General features: G+C 61.6%; 15 protein-coding genes. 3 read left to right on the top strand and 12 right to left on the bottom strand.

Annotated features, from left to right (window positions below):
• Positions 1-85: 85 nt before the first annotated feature.
• Positions 86-1477, bottom strand: coding sequence for an aldehyde dehydrogenase family protein (locus tag KBY02_RS07920; protein WP_103753762.1), 1392 nt, complete (start codon positions 1475-1477; stop codon positions 86-88).
• A gap of 101 nt (positions 1478-1578) precedes the next feature.
• Between KBY02_RS07920 and ptrR the strand changes: the two genes are divergently transcribed.
• On the top strand, positions 1579-2454 hold the full coding sequence (gene ptrR / locus KBY02_RS07915) for a putrescine utilization regulator PtrR (protein ID WP_024651472.1): 876 nt from the start codon (positions 1579-1581) through the stop codon (positions 2452-2454).
• On the opposite strand, the gene KBY02_RS07910 is transcribed toward ptrR, so the two are convergent.
• Complete coding sequence (locus KBY02_RS07910; RefSeq protein ID WP_003405544.1) at positions 2451-3545, bottom strand: tartrate dehydrogenase; 1095 nt, start codon at positions 3543-3545, stop codon at positions 2451-2453. The genes ptrR and KBY02_RS07910 overlap by 4 nt on opposite strands.
• 124 nt (positions 3546-3669) lie before the next feature.
• Here KBY02_RS07910 and KBY02_RS07905 point away from each other — a divergent pair, with 124 nt between their 5' ends.
• On the top strand, positions 3670-4584 hold the full coding sequence (locus KBY02_RS07905) for a LysR substrate-binding domain-containing protein (RefSeq protein ID WP_024642551.1): 915 nt from the start codon (positions 3670-3672) through the stop codon (positions 4582-4584).
• A gap of 7 nt (positions 4585-4591) precedes the next feature.
• Here KBY02_RS07905 and KBY02_RS07900 read toward each other — a convergent pair whose 3' ends face one another.
• From KBY02_RS07900 to ribBA, 5 genes are all read right to left on the bottom strand, one after another.
• Positions 4592-5746 (bottom strand): ABC transporter ATP-binding protein, encoded by a 1155-nt coding sequence (locus KBY02_RS07900; protein ID WP_152092015.1) that lies wholly within the window; start codon positions 5744-5746, stop codon positions 4592-4594.
• A complete protein-coding gene (locus KBY02_RS07895; RefSeq protein ID WP_003405538.1) occupies positions 5743-6558 on the bottom strand; it encodes an ABC transporter permease in 816 nt (271 codons plus the stop codon). The genes KBY02_RS07900 and KBY02_RS07895 overlap by 4 nt, the downstream gene beginning before the upstream one ends.
• 6 nt (positions 6559-6564) lie before the next feature.
• The gene (locus tag KBY02_RS07890) at positions 6565-7521 is read right to left on the bottom strand and encodes an ABC transporter permease (protein ID WP_116865582.1); all 957 of its coding nucleotides are present in this window, start codon (positions 7519-7521) and stop codon (positions 6565-6567) included.
• Positions 7506-8531: an ABC transporter substrate-binding protein gene (locus KBY02_RS07885; RefSeq protein WP_116865583.1), complete on the bottom strand. Its 1026-nt coding sequence runs from the start codon at positions 8529-8531 to the stop codon at positions 7506-7508. Before KBY02_RS07885 ends, KBY02_RS07890 begins: the two co-directional genes overlap by 16 nt.
• Positions 8532-8821: 290 nt before the next feature.
• Positions 8822-9931, bottom strand: a complete 1110-nt coding sequence (ribBA, locus tag KBY02_RS07880; RefSeq protein ID WP_122320053.1) for a bifunctional 3,4-dihydroxy-2-butanone-4-phosphate synthase/GTP cyclohydrolase II — start codon at positions 9929-9931, stop codon at positions 8822-8824.
• Between the two features lie 94 nt (positions 9932-10025).
• Here ribBA and KBY02_RS07875 point away from each other — a divergent pair, with 94 nt between their 5' ends.
• Positions 10026-10316, top strand: a complete 291-nt coding sequence (locus KBY02_RS07875) for a DUF1330 domain-containing protein (protein ID WP_024642548.1) — start codon at positions 10026-10028, stop codon at positions 10314-10316.
• A gap of 32 nt (positions 10317-10348) precedes the next feature.
• Here the strand turns inward: KBY02_RS07875 and KBY02_RS07870 are convergent, their stop codons facing one another.
• From KBY02_RS07870 to KBY02_RS07850, 5 genes are all read right to left on the bottom strand, one after another.
• Complete coding sequence (locus KBY02_RS07870; RefSeq protein WP_003405527.1) at positions 10349-10912, bottom strand: NUDIX hydrolase; 564 nt, start codon at positions 10910-10912, stop codon at positions 10349-10351.
• 1 nt (position 10913) lies between these two features.
• The gene (locus KBY02_RS07865) at positions 10914-11666 is read right to left on the bottom strand and encodes a GntR family transcriptional regulator (RefSeq protein ID WP_003405525.1); all 753 of its coding nucleotides are present in this window, start codon (positions 11664-11666) and stop codon (positions 10914-10916) included.
• A gap of 175 nt (positions 11667-11841) precedes the next feature.
• Positions 11842-12327, bottom strand: a complete 486-nt coding sequence (locus KBY02_RS07860) for a flavin reductase family protein (protein ID WP_003405523.1) — start codon at positions 12325-12327, stop codon at positions 11842-11844.
• A gap of 13 nt (positions 12328-12340) precedes the next feature.
• Positions 12341-13822 (bottom strand): aldehyde dehydrogenase, encoded by a 1482-nt coding sequence (locus KBY02_RS07855; protein ID WP_011267658.1) that lies wholly within the window; start codon positions 13820-13822, stop codon positions 12341-12343.
• Positions 13819-14667, bottom strand: coding sequence for an alpha/beta fold hydrolase (locus tag KBY02_RS07850; RefSeq protein WP_024651466.1), 849 nt, complete (start codon positions 14665-14667; stop codon positions 13819-13821). The genes KBY02_RS07855 and KBY02_RS07850 overlap by 4 nt, the downstream gene beginning before the upstream one ends.
• Between the last annotated feature and the right edge of the window lie 33 nt (positions 14668-14700).

The raw sequence follows: 14700 nt of genomic DNA, 5'->3' as shown, positions 1-14700 counted from the left end.
ACTCAGCGGCTACACCTGCTCCTTGGTGAGCAACGCGAATCGCCATCCCGGCCAGTCCCGCAAGGGCTTTGTATCTTCTGCACCCTCAGTGACGATCCCGCCACACAGTCTGTGCATTGCAGAACTCGCGTACTCCGAAGTGCGACAGCTCACGGCCAAAACCGCTTTTCTTCACACCACCAAAGGTCACGCGCGGGTCTGAAGCGCTGTAGCCGTTGATGAACACACCGCCGGTTTCCAGTTCCTCGGTCATGCGCTCGGCCAGTTGCAGGTCGCGGGTATAAACCGTCGCGGTCAGGCCGAAATCACTGTCATTAGCCAGCTCCAGAGCGTGCTGCGCGTCGCGGGCGGTGATGATCGACGCAACCGGCCCGAACAGCTCCTGCCTGAACGAAGTCATCCGGTCGGTGACGTCACCGAGCACGGTCGGCTCGTAATAATTGCCCTGGCCTTCAGCTTTTTTGCCGCCCAGCAACAGCGTGGCGCCTTCGGCGAGCGTGTCCTGTACCTGGGCATCCAGCTCGTCGCGCAGATCGAAGCGCGCCATGGGGCCAATGTAGGTTTCGCCGGAAAGAGGATCGCCCGTTACCAGTTGACGCGTTTGCTCGACGAACCTGCGGGTGAACTCCTCGACCACGCCTTGCTCGATGATCAGACGCTTGGCCGCTGCACAGACCTGCCCGGTGTTCTGGAAGCGGCCAATCACCGCTGCCTTCACAGCCTGATCCAGGTCCGCATCATTGAGCACGATGAACGGGTCGGAACCGCCTAGTTCCAGCACGCACTTCTTCAGTGCCGCACCGGCCTGGGCGCCGATGGCCTGGCCGGCACGCACGCTGCCGGTCAGGGTGACGGCTGCGATGCGCGGGTCGGCAATGGCGTTTGAAACGCCTTCCGGGGTCACGTTGATGACTTCGAACACACCCTCGGGGAAGCCGGCACGCTCGAAGGCGTCGAGCATCAGGTAAGCGCAGCCCATTACGTTGGGCGCGTGCTTGAGCACATAGGTGTTACCGGCCAGCAGGGTCGGAATTGCGCCGCGCAGCACTTGCCAGATCGGAAAATTCCACGGCATTACCGCGAGAATCGGGCCCAGCGGACGGTACTCGATCCGCGCCTTGTCATGCTCGACCTGAGTTGCTTCGGCCACCAGCATCGCCGGGCCTTGTGCCGCGTACCAGTCGCACAACTGGGCGCATTTCTCGATCTCGCCTCGGGCCTGGGCAACGGGCTTGCCCATTTCCTGGCTGATCATGCGGGCAATGTTTTCGACGTCATCGCGCAGGGCCTGGCCCATGGCGACGATCAGTTGCGCACGTTGCTGAACCGGCGTGCGCTTCCAGCCGGCAAAACCGGCAGCCGCACGCGACAGGCTTTGATCCAGCGCAGTGGCGGATTCGAAGGCATAGTGGCCGATCTGCTCGCCGGTGGCAGGGTTGATCGAGATTGCATGGGTGTTGCTGGTGACAGTAGTCATTGCGCCATCCTGTTGAGGTGGAAGTGGGACCAGAATATAGGCGTGCAATGCTTTCTAAAACTGAATAATAATGAGCGTAACGTTCATGTTTGGAGAATGATATGGATCTGGTTCAGCTGGAGATCTTCAAGGCAGTGGCTGAACACGGCAGCATCAGCGCCGCCGCGCAGCACATCCACCGGGTGCCCTCGAACCTGACCACGCGCATCAAGCAGCTGGAGCAGGATCTGGGCGTCGACCTGTTCATTCGCGAGAAGCACCGCTTGCGCCTGTCTCCTGCAGGCTGGAATTTTCTCGACTACACGCGACGCATCCTGGATCTGGTGCAGGAAGCGCGTTCTGCTGTGTCCGGGGAGGAGCCACAGGGGCCTTTTGCACTGGGGTCGCTGGAAAGCACGGCTGCGGTCAGGATTCCTGCGCTGCTGGCCGCCTACAACCAGCAGAACGCCAAGGTCGAGCTGGACCTGTCCACTGGCCCGTCCGGAACCATGATCGACGGCGTGCTGGCCGGTAGACTGGTGGCTGCGTTCGTCGACGGGCCGGTGCAGCATCCGTCGCTCGACGGCGTGCCGGTCTTCGAAGAGGAAATGGTCATCATCGCGCCGCTCAATCATGCGCCGGTCAAGCGCGGGCGGGACGTCAGCGGAGAGAGTATCTATGCGTTTCGTGCCAACTGCTCGTACCGCCATCATTTTGAACGCTGGTTCACCGATGACGCGGCAGTGCCGGGCAAGATCCATGAAATGGAGTCCTACCACGGCATGCTCGCCTGCGTCAGCGCCGGTGCCGGGCTGGCGCTGATGCCGCGCAGCATGCTGGAAAGCATGCCCGGCTGCGCCACGGTCAGTATCTGGCCGTTGTCCGAGAAGTTTCGCTACCTGCACACCTGGCTGATCTGGCGCCGGGGCACGGTGTCGCGCAGCCTGGCCCGCTTTGTCGAACTCCTGGAACAGCGCAGCGAACCGGCGAACGTTTAACGGCCTGCAGAAACCCGCTCGGCAATCGCCGCACCCACGTGCTGAGTCGAAAGCGTGCCGCCCAGATCCGGCGTGACGTCGCCGTTGGCGATCACTTGCTCGATGGCGGTGATGATCTCGTCATGGGCCGCGGTGAAACGCTGATCGCCCTGGCCGAGGAATTCGAGCATCAGCGCCCCTGACCAGATCATCGCGATCGGGTTGGCGATGTTCTGGCCGAAGATGTCCGGGGCCGAGCCGTGGACCGGTTCGAACAGCGACGGGAAGTGGCGCTCGGGGTTGAGGTTGGCTGACGGCGCAATGCCGATGGTGCCTGCGCACGCCGGGCCGAGGTCGCTGAGGATGTCGCCGAACAGGTTGGACGCCACCACCACGTCGAAGCGCTCGGGTTGCAGCACGAAACGCGCGCAGAGAATGTCGATGTGTTGCTTGTCCCAGCTGATGCCGGGGTACTGGCTGGCCATCGCTTCGGTGCGTTTGTCCCAGTACGGCATGCTGATAGCCATGCCGTTGGATTTGGTCGCCGAGGTAACGTGCTTGCGCTCGCGTTTGCTGGCCATCTCGAAGGCGAACTTGAGAATGCGGTCAACGCCGCGACGGGTGAACACCGATTCCTGCAACACGAATTCGTTGTCGGTGTTTTCGAACATGATCCCGCCCAGCGACGAGTATTCACCTTCGGTGTTTTCCCGGACCACGACAAAGTCGATGTCGCCCGGTTTGCGATTGGCCAGCGGGCAGGGCACGCCGGGAAACAGCCGCACCGGGCGGATATTTGCGTACTGATCGAATTCGCGACGAAACTTGAGCAGCGAGCCCCACAGCGAGATGTGATCCGGGACCTTTTCCGGCCAGCCCACGGCGCCGAAGAAGATCGAGTCAAAGCCTTTGAGCTGTTCGAACCAGTCGTCCGGCATCATCTTGCCGTGTTTCAGGTAGTAATCGCAGCTGGCCCATTCGAAGTATTCGAACTCCAGTTCCAGCCCGTGCCGGGCGGCAGCGGCCTGCACCACGCGTACCCCTTCAGGCAGCACTTCCAGGCCGATGCCGTCACCGGCGATGGCAGCAATACGCAGTTTGTTGTTGTTCATGGCGGCGCTCTCTCTGAATCGATCCATTACGGGTGTGCGATGAATGAGTTGCACAGGCCATCCATGCTATAAGCGCACGATATAAAGATAATCAGCTGATTAATGCACTGAGAAAACACGAATCGTGAATAAATATCCCAGCCTCGATGATTTGAATGTGTTCGTTCATGTGGCCCGGCGTTCAAGCTTCGTCGGGGCTGCGTATGAGCTGGGCATGTCCGCGGCCTACGTCAGCAAACGTATTCGTTTGCTGGAGCAGGGCATGGGTGTGGTGTTGCTGCACCGCTCGACCCGGCAGGTGTCGATTACCGAAGATGGCGAGCGCGTCTACGAGTGGGCCAAGGGCATGCTCGATTCAGTGCAACAGATGGGTGACGAAGTGGCGGCGCTGCACGGCGAGCCGAGTGGCTTGTTGCGGGTCGTCAGCAGTCAGGGCTTTGGCCGCCGTTTCGTCGCGCCTGCGTTGTCGGAGCTGGCGGCGCGTTATCCGAAGCTGGATATCCGCCTGGACATTCAGGACCGGCTGGTCGATCTGATCGAGGAGGGCGTCGATCTGGATATCCGCGTCGGCAACGAAATCGCCCCGCACCTGCGCGCCAGGCATCTGGCCGACAACTGGCGGGTTTTGTGCGCGAGCCCCGGCTACCTCGACGTTCATGGCACGCCGCTTAATCTTGGTGAGCTGGCCAATCACGATTGCCTGGTGATCAAGGAGCGCGACCGGCCATTCGGCATCTGGCACCTCAACGGGCCGCAGGGTGCCGAAACCGTCAAGGTGACCGGCAGCCTGTCTACCAACCACGGCGAAATCGCCCGTCAGTGGTGCCTGGACGGGCGCGGGGTGTTGCTGCGTTCGCTATGGGATGTGCGCACTGACCTGGCCGAGGGCCGGCTGGTTCAGGTGTTGCCGGATTACCGCCAGGATGCAGACATCTGGGCGGTGCATACCTCGCCGCTGATGAGTTCGGCCAAGGTCCGCGTCACGGTGGAGTTTCTGCGCGACTACCTTGCCCTGCATCCTTCACCCGTCAACCACTAAGGCACTATCAGTGCGTGCCGGCGGCCTTGTTCAGGTCGCTGTCGGTCCACTCGGTGTAGATGCACGCGTCTGCGGCCGCCCAGCGCACGCGCACCGGGTCGCCCGCCTTGAGCGACATGCCGTTCGCGGAAAGCGCTTTGACGGTCATGGCAGTGCCTCCGGCTGAGACCACCGAGCATGTCTGGCTCTCGCCGAGAAAAAGCACTTCAGTAACCGTGGCGCTTACCTCGTTCCAGCCTGCTTCAAGCGGCATGGCCGCTGCCTGGGACACGCTCAGCGCCTGGGCTTTCTCCGGGCGCACCATGAGCAGCACGTCCTGATCGGTCTTGAGCCCCGCGGTCAAGCGAATCGCCAGTGTGCTGCCTTCGAAGGTCGCTACGGCATTGCCCTGGGCCTTGAGCCTGAGGAAGTTCGAGTTGCCGAGAAACGAAGCGACGAACGCATTCGGCGGATCCTGGTACAGGTCATAGCCCGAGCCCAGACCGACAATCTTGCCATGGCTGAAAATGGCGATGCGCTGTGACAGGCGCATGGCTTCTTCCTGGTCATGGGTCACGTAAACGATAGTGATGCCCAGGCGACGATGCAACTGACGCAGTTCGTCCTGCAGGTCTTCGCGCAGCTTCTTGTCCAGTGCGCCCAGAGGCTCGTCCATCAGCAGGATGCGCGGCTCGTAGACCAGCGCCCGGGCGATGGCGACCCGTTGCTGCTGGCCGCCGGACAATTGCGACGGGCGCCGATGAGCAAAGGCTTCCAGCTGAACCAGCTTGAGCATCGCATCGACTTTCTTCTCGCGCTCGGCCGCAGGCAGCTTGCGGATCGCCAGTGGAAAGGCAATGTTGTCGCGTACCGACAGGTGCGGGAACAGCGAGTAGCGCTGAAACACCATGCCGATGTCGCGCTTGTGTGGCGGCACATTCACCAGCGATTTGCCACCCACCAGAATCTCGCCCGAGCTGGGCGTTTCGAAGCCGGCGAGCATCGACAGCGTGGTGCTTTTTCCCGAGCCGCTGGAGCCCAGAAAGGTCAGGAATTCACCGTCCTGGATGTCCAGGGAAATGTCGTCGACAGCGGCGAAATTTCCGTAGTGCTTGTTCAGATTACACAGGCTGACCAGTGTGTTCTGGTGCTGATGGGCGGGGTCTTTGATCACGGCACTCATGACGTACTCCTGGCTTCGTTGCGGCGACGCAGGGTCGCGGCGATGAACATGATCAGCACCGACAGGGCGATCAGCAGCGTTGAGGCGACGGCGATGACCGGCGTCAGGTCCTGACGCAGGGTGGTCCACATTTTCACGGGAAGGGTTTGTAGGGTCGGGCTGGCCATCATCACGCTCAGCACCACCTCGTCCCACGACACCAGGAACGCGAACAGCGCGCCGGCCATCATGCCCGGCCGGATCCCGGGAAAGGTCACCTTGTAGATGGCCTGCAAGCGTGAAGCGCCGCAGATGACCGCAGCATCCTCGATGGACTGGTCGAACAGCTTCAGCGAATTGATGATCGAGATGATGGTGAACGGCAACGCGACGATCACATGGCTGACGACGAAGGAAAACAATGTGCCGGTGTAACCGAGCTTGAGAAACAGCGCGTAGACCGCGACGGCGATGATCACCAGCGGCACGATCATCGGCAGTGTGAAGACGCCGTACAGAAAATCACGCCCCGGAAACCGGCCACGCACCAGTGCGAACGCGGTGGGCAGGCCCAGCGCCACCGAGGCGAGGGTGGTCAGGATCGCGACCTTGAAGCTGGACATGGCCGCGGCCATCCAGTCCGGGTTGGAAAAAAACTGCTGATACCACTTCAGCGTCCAGCCGGGCGGCGGGAACACCAGCCACTGCGAGGAACCGAACGACAGCAGGACGATGAACAGGATCGGCAGCAACAGGAACAGCGCGATCAGGGCGGTGGTCAGGTACAGGCCCGTACGCAAGCCGGGGCTCATGGCATTGGGTGTCAGGAGCATGGCGGTTTACCTCGCGTTGCTGGCGCCGACCGGTGATTCCGGCTGGAGCTTCAGGTAGAAGTAGAACAGCACCAGCGTGATCAGCACCAACAACGCAGCGGCGGCACTGGCCAGCCCCCAGTTGAGGAACGACTGCACCTGCTGGACGATGAATTCGGGCAGCATCATGTTCTGCGCGCCGCCGAGCAGTGCCGGGGTGACGTAGTAACCGAGTGACATGACAAACACCATCAGGCCTCCGGAAAACAGCCCAGGACGGCACAGTGGCAGAAACACTCTGAAGAAATTGCTCCAAGGGCTGGCACCGCAGATCGAGCCCGCCTGCAGCACCATGGGATCGATGGCCTGCATGGTCGCCTGCAATGGCAGGACAATGAACGGAATCATGATGTAGCTCATGCCGATCACCACACCGGTCAGGTTGTGCACCATTTCCAGCGGTTGATCGATGATACCCATGGCCATCAAGGCCTTGTTGACGACCCCGGAGGCCTGCAACAGCACCAGCCACGAATAGGTGCGGGCCAGCAGGCTGGTCCACATCGACAGCAGCACGATATTGAGAATCCAGCGGCCCCAGCCGCGCGGCACCAGGGTGATCACCCAGGCGAGCGGAAAGCCCAGCAGCAGACTGAACAGCGTCACCAGACCGGCTACGGAAAAGGTATTGAGCAGCACCCGCGAGTAGGCCGAGTTGGCAAACAGTTGCTCATAGTTGCCAAGGCCCGGCACCGGCTCAAGCACGCCTCGCAGCAGTAGAGCAATCAGCGGCGCGAAGAAGAACAGTCCGAGGAAGATCAGCGCCGGAAGCAGATTGCGGCTGCCACGCCAGCGCTGTGCGAGGGAAGGGGATGGCGGCATGCCCGGCGCCCTCTGGCTGGCCGCACCAGCGGTGCTGGAAGCACCCCCGGCCGGCATGGATTGACGAGGAGCAACCGCTGTCATCTTTACTTGACCAGCCATTCGTTCCACCGTGTCGCAATATCAGCGCCGTTCTTGGCCCAGTATGCGAAGTCGAGAGTGATTTGATCGGCAACGTGCGCGGTCGGCAGGTTAGGTGCCAGCGTAGAGTCCAGGCGCGCAACGCTCTGGGTATTGACCGGGGCATAGGCACTGAGGTTGGAGAAGTCTGCCTGGCCTTTGGCGCTGGTCGCGTTGGCGATGAATTTCATCGCGGCGTCCTTGTTTTTTGCACCCTTGGGTACGACCAGAAAGTCAGCCATGACCAGGTTCTGCTTCCAGCTCACCCCCACCGGGGCGCCATCCTGCTGCAGGGCGTAGACCCGGCCGTTCCACATCTGCCCCATCGACACTTCGCCGGAGGCCAGCAGTTGCTGGGACTGCGCACCGCCGCCCCACCAGACGATGTCCTTCTTGATGGTGTCGAGTTTTTTGAAGGCGCGGTCGAGGTCCAGCGGGTAAAGCTTGTCGGATGCTACGCCATCGGCCAGCAGGGCCAGTTCCAGCACGCCGGGGCTTGGCCACTTGTACAGCGCGCGCTTGCCCGGGTAGGTCTTGGTGTCGAACATCGCGGCCCAGTCGCCAGGCGCCTTGCCGCCGACTTTACTTTCGTTGTAGCCGAGCACGAAGGAGAAGAAGAACGAACCGGCACCGTGGTCAGTCACGAAGCGCTTGTCGATCTCATCGCGTTTGATGGCGCTGAAGTCCAGAGGCTCCAGCAGGCCTTCGCTGGCGGCGCGCAGGGCGAAGTCGGCTTCGACATCGACAACGTCCCACTGCACGTTACCGCTTTCGACCATGGCCTTGAGTTTGCCGTAGTCGGTAGGACCATCCTGCACGACGGTGATGCCGCTAGCCTTGCTGAATGGAGCGGCCCAGGCCTCCTTCTGGAAGTCCTGCGTGGAGCCGCCCCAGCTCACGAAGTTGACGCTCTCGGCGGCAATAGCGGCGACACTCGAGAAAGCCAGCACGCCAGCGGCCAGGACTGCTGTTGCACGTTTGTTCAACACCATTTTTACGCCCTCATTTGTTGTGTTTTGAGCGGGCTTTTCTTGCCCGCGTAATCGGGAGCAGTAGGTCCAATGGGCCTTGAAACCTTGTACAGGTCAGGTGCTGTTATTAGTGCTTTCCCTTGCCGGGCGCGTCTGACCAGATCTTGTATTTATGGAATGTCATATTATGGTATTCCAAACTTTCTGCAAGCGTTTTGCCCTCTCAAAACGCCGTCATGGTCGGGTTTCCGGTCAGCGCCTGTGGTTGCAGGCGGCGGATTATCGGGCTCGCGTGACGAGTTTTTGCCTGGTCAGCCGGGAAACGGAATACTTTCAATCACTTCCAGATCGTAGCCGGTCAACCCTGCGTATTTCAGTGGCGGGCCGAGGTGGCGCAGCTTGCCGACGCCCAGGTCCTGCAAGATCTGTGCGCCCGTACCGACCTCGGAATAAATGCGCGATTGCGAGCGGGTGTATTGACGGGGTGGCTGGGTGAGTTGCGGGATGCGCTCCAGCAGCGCCTGGGACGATTCGTGATTGGCCAGCACCACTACCACACCGTGACCTTCCTGTGCGACACGTTGCAGGGCGGCCCAGAGTGTCCAGTTGGCAGGCCCGTTGTATTCGGCGCCGACCAGGTCGCGCAGCGGGTCGACCACATGCACGCGTACCAGCGTGGCGGCGTCGCGCCGGATGTCGCCCATCACCATGGCCATGTGCACGCCACCTTCGATGCGGTCTTCGTAGCTGAACAGACGGAAGGTGCCGTGCACGGTCGGCAGTTCGCGCTCGCCAATCCTGACGATGGTGTGTTCGGTGCTCAGGCGGTAATGGATCAGGTCGGCGATGGTGCCGATACGGATGTCGTGCTTTTTGGCGAACACTTCCAGGTCGGGTCTTCTGGCCATGCTGCCGTCATCATTCATCACTTCAACGATGACCGACGCTGGCGTGAAACCGGCCAGCCGGGCCAGGTCGCAGCCCGCTTCGGTATGCCCGGCGCGGGTCAGCACGCCGCCGTCGCGAGCGCGCAATGGAAAGATATGGCCCGGCTGCACCAGGTCCTCCGGTACCGCGTGCGGGTTGACGGCGGCCTGCACGGTACGCGCACGATCTGCCGCGCTGATGCCGGTGGTCACACCCGTCGTCGCCTCGATGGATACCGTGAACGCGGTGGCGAATACGCTGCCGTTGCTGGGCACCATCTGTTCCAGGCCCAGACGCTGACAGTGCTCGTCGGTCAGCGTCAGGCAGATCAGACCGCGCGCTTCGCGAGCCATGAAGCTGATTGCCTGCGGCGAACAGCAGTCGGCGGCGAGTAGCAGATCGCCTTCGTTTTCCCGGTCTTCGTCGTCGACCAGCAACACCATCTTGCGCTGGCGGTAGTCTTCAATGATGTCTTCGATGCGATCGAACGCCATAGTCAGTTTCCCGGTTTTATGGGTGGATGAATCGTGGTATACCATAAGACAGAATATTCCACAGATTGCCTATCAATGAAACAGTGAGATCGCGATGAAAGCCTATTGGATTGCACACGTTGATGTGACCGACCCCCAGCAGTACAGCCAATACACCCAGCGCGCCCCGGCGGCTTTCGAGCTGTTCGGTGGCAGGTTCCTGGCGCGCGGCGGGCGTTCCGAGGCGCTTGAAGGGCGCGGCACGCCGCAGCGCACGGTGATTATCGAATTTGAATCCTACGAAAAGGCGCTGGCCTGTTATCAGTCGCCCGAGTATCAGAATGCGATGAGCCACAGGCAGGGCGCTTCCAAGGCCGAGATCGTGATCGTGGAGGGGCAGTTTTAGGCGTTCAGTGGCGAGCTGAAAGCTTCAGGCGTTCACCGGATAAAGTGCACCTTGCCGGTGTCGTCGTTGCCGATATAAATACCGTAGACACCGGCCTGACGTTCTTCGATATAGCGTTCCAGTATCTGCCGGATAGCGGGGTAATAGATGCTGTCCCACGGTATGTCTTCGGCGGCGAAGAATCTGTAGTCCAGGGTTTCCGGGCCGAACTGGCCGGTCACCTCCAGCGCGATGGCACGGAACACGATGTAGACTTCGCTGATGCGCGGCACGCTGAAAATGGAGTAGGGCGAAAGGATCTCGGCGCGTACACCGGTTTCTTCCCAGACTTCACGCAGCGCCGCCTGCTCGGTGGTTTCACCGCTTTCCATGAAGCCGGCAGGCAGCGTCCAGGTGCCGGGGCGCGGCGGGATGGCACGCTGGCAGAGCAGGTACTTGCCTTCCTGCTCGATGATGCAACCCGCGATGATCTTCGGGTTGACGTAGTGAATGTACTGACAACCGCCACAGACCAACCGCACATGCGTATCGCCCGACGGCACACGCTTAACCAGATCAGCGCTACCGCATTGGGGACAGAAGCGCGGTGTGGCCATTTCAGCGACCTATGCGAGGTTCTTTCAGCGCGACGGGGGCGACGATGTCACGGACTTTGCTGACTTCGTCCTGCTTGGATTTGAGGTATTCCAGCGCCACGCGTGCGGCGTTGCGTACGTGATCGACCGACGCCTGATGCGCGGCCAGCGGGTCGCCGCTCTTGATCGCTTCGACCATGAGCTCCATTTCCTTGTTGCTGGCACCGCGGCGGTTTTCCTGGGATACCGAGGTGGCGCGCAGGTAGCTGATGCGCGCCTGCAACTGGCGTAACTGGGTCGCGGCCACATGGTTGCCCGAGCCTTCCAGCAGTACATCGTAGAAACCCTGGACCGAGTCGATCACCTGCTGCAGTTCGCCTTCCTTGAGCGCCTGACGATTTTCCTCCAGGGCTTTTTCCAGTGCGCGAATGTCCTTGGGTTTGGCCCGCAGGGTAAACAGCTGAACGATCAGGCCTTCGAGCACGCAGCGTAGTTCGTAGATATCGCACGCGTCAGCCAGCGTGATGATGGCAACGCGCGGGCCCTTGGCATCGGCGAACTCGACCAGACCTTCGGATTCCAGGTGGCGCAGTGCTTCGCGCACCGAGGTGCGGCTCACGCCGAGGCGGTCACACAGATCACGCTCGACCAGACGGTCACCCGGCAGCAGCTGAAAGTTCATGATTGCGCTGCGCAGCTTGTCCAGCACGATCTCGCGCAGCGTGACGGGGTTGCGGTTGACCTTGAAGGTGTCGTCGAGAGGCAGGCGTTTCATCGGGTGTGCTCGGAATGGGGCTGTCAAAGTAAAAACGTGACTGGAAATAAAGTCTCGCTCATGTCGGCAACCCGCACACTGCGCGGGCTGCTGCATGGCCCGGACGGATGAACCCGGGTCGCGGCCGAGTTTATCACGCCCGTGCCTGCAACCACCAAAACCGCCCTGCGCGGCCTCAGACGATGGCCGGCAGTGCGCCCATCTTGCCCCGGTGATAGACCATCGGTGTGACCGGCGTCGCGGGCAGGATCAGGTTTTTCACCGCGCCGACAATGATCGCGTGATCGCCGCCGTCGTATTCGCGCCACAGTTCACACTCGATGATCGCTGTGGAGTTGCCCAGCAGCGGGTTACCCAGCTCGCTCAACTGCCACTCGATGCCCTTGGTCTTGTCCTTGCCCTTGCTGGCAAACGCATAGGCTTCTGTCTGCTGATCGGCAGACAGCAGGTGAATCGCGAATTTCCTGCTGTCGCGCAACACCGGGTAAGTGTCCGATTCGTAGTTGGGGCAGAACAGCACCAGTGCCGGGTCGATGGACAGCGCGCTGAATGCGCTGGCAGTAATGCCGACCAGATTGCCCTCAGGGTCCAGGGTGGTGACGATGGTCACGCCCGAAGGGAATGACGCCATGACTTCTTTGTAAATACCGGGTTCTATCATCGCAGCGGCCTCGTTAACGCATGACAAATGGATCAGGCATGGGCGCCTGCGAAAGGTTGATCCACACCGTTTTCAGTTCGGTGTAGGCCAGCACGGAGTCTATCCCGCTCTCACGACCGTAGCCGCTATTTTTGAAACCACCGATAGGCGCCATGGCCGACACGGCTCGATACGTATTCACCCAGATGATACCTGAGCGAATATCCCGCGCCAGACGGTGCGCGCGTCCCAGGTCACGGGTCCAGATGCCGGCGGCGAGGCCGAACTGGGAGTCGTTGGCGATGGCCAGCGCTTCGGCTTCGTCCTTGAAACGAATCACCGAGGCCACCGGACCGAACACTTCTTCCTGCATGATCTTCATCGAATTGTGATCGCACTCGAACAGCGTAGGTTCATAGAACCAGCCTTTGCTGTCCAGCTCCGGTCGCTTGCCGCCCAGACGCAGGCGTGCACCTTCGGCCAGCGCGTCAGCTACCAGGCCTTCTACCACGGCCAGTTGCTGGGCGGTGGCCATCGGGCCCATTTCGGTGCCTTCATCCTGCGGATTGCCGATCCGGATCCGACTGGCGCGTTCGGCCAGGCGTTCAACGAATTCGTCGTAGATTTCGTCCTGCACCAGCAGTCGCGAGCCGGAAACACAGCTTTGCCCGGACGCCGCATAGATGCCGGCGACGGCGCCATTGATGGCGCTGTCCAGGTCGGCGTCGGCGAAGATGATGTTGGGTGATTTTCCGCCCAGCTCCAGCGACAGTTTGGCGAAGTTCTCCGCGCTGCTGCGCACCACATGTCGCGCCGTGGCCGCGCCACCGGTGAAGGCTATCTTGCGCACCAGCGGGTGCCGGGTGAGGGCTGCGCCAGTGGTCGGGCCGTAACCGGTGATGACGTTGACCACGCCAGGCGGAATGCCGGCTTCAAGTGCCAGACGCGCCAGTTCGAGCACGGTCGCCGAGGCGTGTTCCGAGGGTTTGAGGACGATGGTGTTGCCAGCAGCCAATGCCGGGGCCAGCTTGATGGCGGTGAGGTACAACGGGCTGTTCCAGGGGATGATCCCGGCCACCACGCCCATCGGTTCGTGCACGGTGTAGGCGAACAGGTCCGGCTTGTCGAGGGGCAGGGTGCCGCCTTCGAGTTTGTCAGCCAGCCCTGCGGTGTAATGAAAGAACTCCGGCAGGTAGCCGACCTGCCCGCGGGTCTCGCGAATCAGTTTGCCGTTGTCGCGGCTTTCCAGCTGCGCCAGTTGCTCCTTGTTTTCGGCAATCAGGTCGCCCAGCTTACGCAGAAGCTTGCCGCGTGCCGTGGCCGTCAGGCCGCGCCAGGCCTGCCCCTCGAAGGCTTTCTGGGCGGCCTGAACGGCCCGTTCGACGTCGGCTTCGTCGGCATCCGGCAGTTGCGCCCAGGGTTCGGCCAGCGCCGGGTCGAGGCTGTCGAAGGTCTTGCCGGACAACGCATCGACCCACTGACCGTCGATGCACATCTGAAAGCGGGTAAGGCTCATGCAACAATCCCCTTGATCGAATGGTGAGCGGACGCCGGTTTGTCGAGGCCGATCTTTTCGAAGAAACCGAGCAACACCTGGTTGACCAGACGCGGCGATTCAACCGGCATCATATGGCGTTGATCGGGCAATATCGCGACCTCGGCACCGGGGATACGCGCGGCCAGTTCGCGGGCCATTTCCGGCGTCGATCCCGGGTCAAGTTCGCCGGTGGCGATCAACGTCGGTGCGCGAATATCGCCCAGATCCCCGGCGCGGTACATATCCTGAGTGGCGAACAGCTTGTACGTGGTCAGGTATCCCTGAGGATCATTGCTGGCCAGGTTGTGCCGAATGGCCGCAATCTGCGCCGGACTGGCCGCCTGATACTCGCGGCTGAACCAGCGCGAAAGCGCTTCGCCCGCGTTGGCGTCCGGGCCATGCTCGGCAGCCTGGCTGGTGCGCGCAATGACGCTGGCACGCTGTTCCGCGCTGCGATTGAAGACGCTGTTGAGCACCACCAGCCCCGACAGGTGCTGGGGGAACTCCAGCGCGAACGCACGCGCCACCAGGCCGCCCATGGAGAAACCGACGACCGCCGCCTGCGGCAACTGCAAATGTGTCAGCAGCTCGTGCAGTTGTTCGGCATAGCCCGGCAGGCCGGTGTCCGGATCGGGGCGCGGGCTGGCGCCGTGGCCGAGCATGTCGTAGGCGATGACCTGATAATGCGTGGCCAGCCCGACGATCTGGCCGCCCCACATTTCCTTATTCAGGCCCACCCCGTGAATCAACACCACGGGGTGACCTTGGCCGGTAGCCAGATAGCTGGTACCCGCCGGGGTGTGTTCAGCGGTGAGCTGAATCATGGATCGCTCCTGCGCGGACGTTAAAGGGGATGG

Source organism: Pseudomonas sp. P129, from assembly GCF_020312195.1.
In the GTDB taxonomy this organism is placed as follows: domain Bacteria; phylum Pseudomonadota; class Gammaproteobacteria; order Pseudomonadales; family Pseudomonadaceae; genus Aquipseudomonas; species Aquipseudomonas fragariae.
Note: the sequence above shows the minus strand (reverse complement) of the source record. Positions and strands in the feature narration are given on the sequence as shown.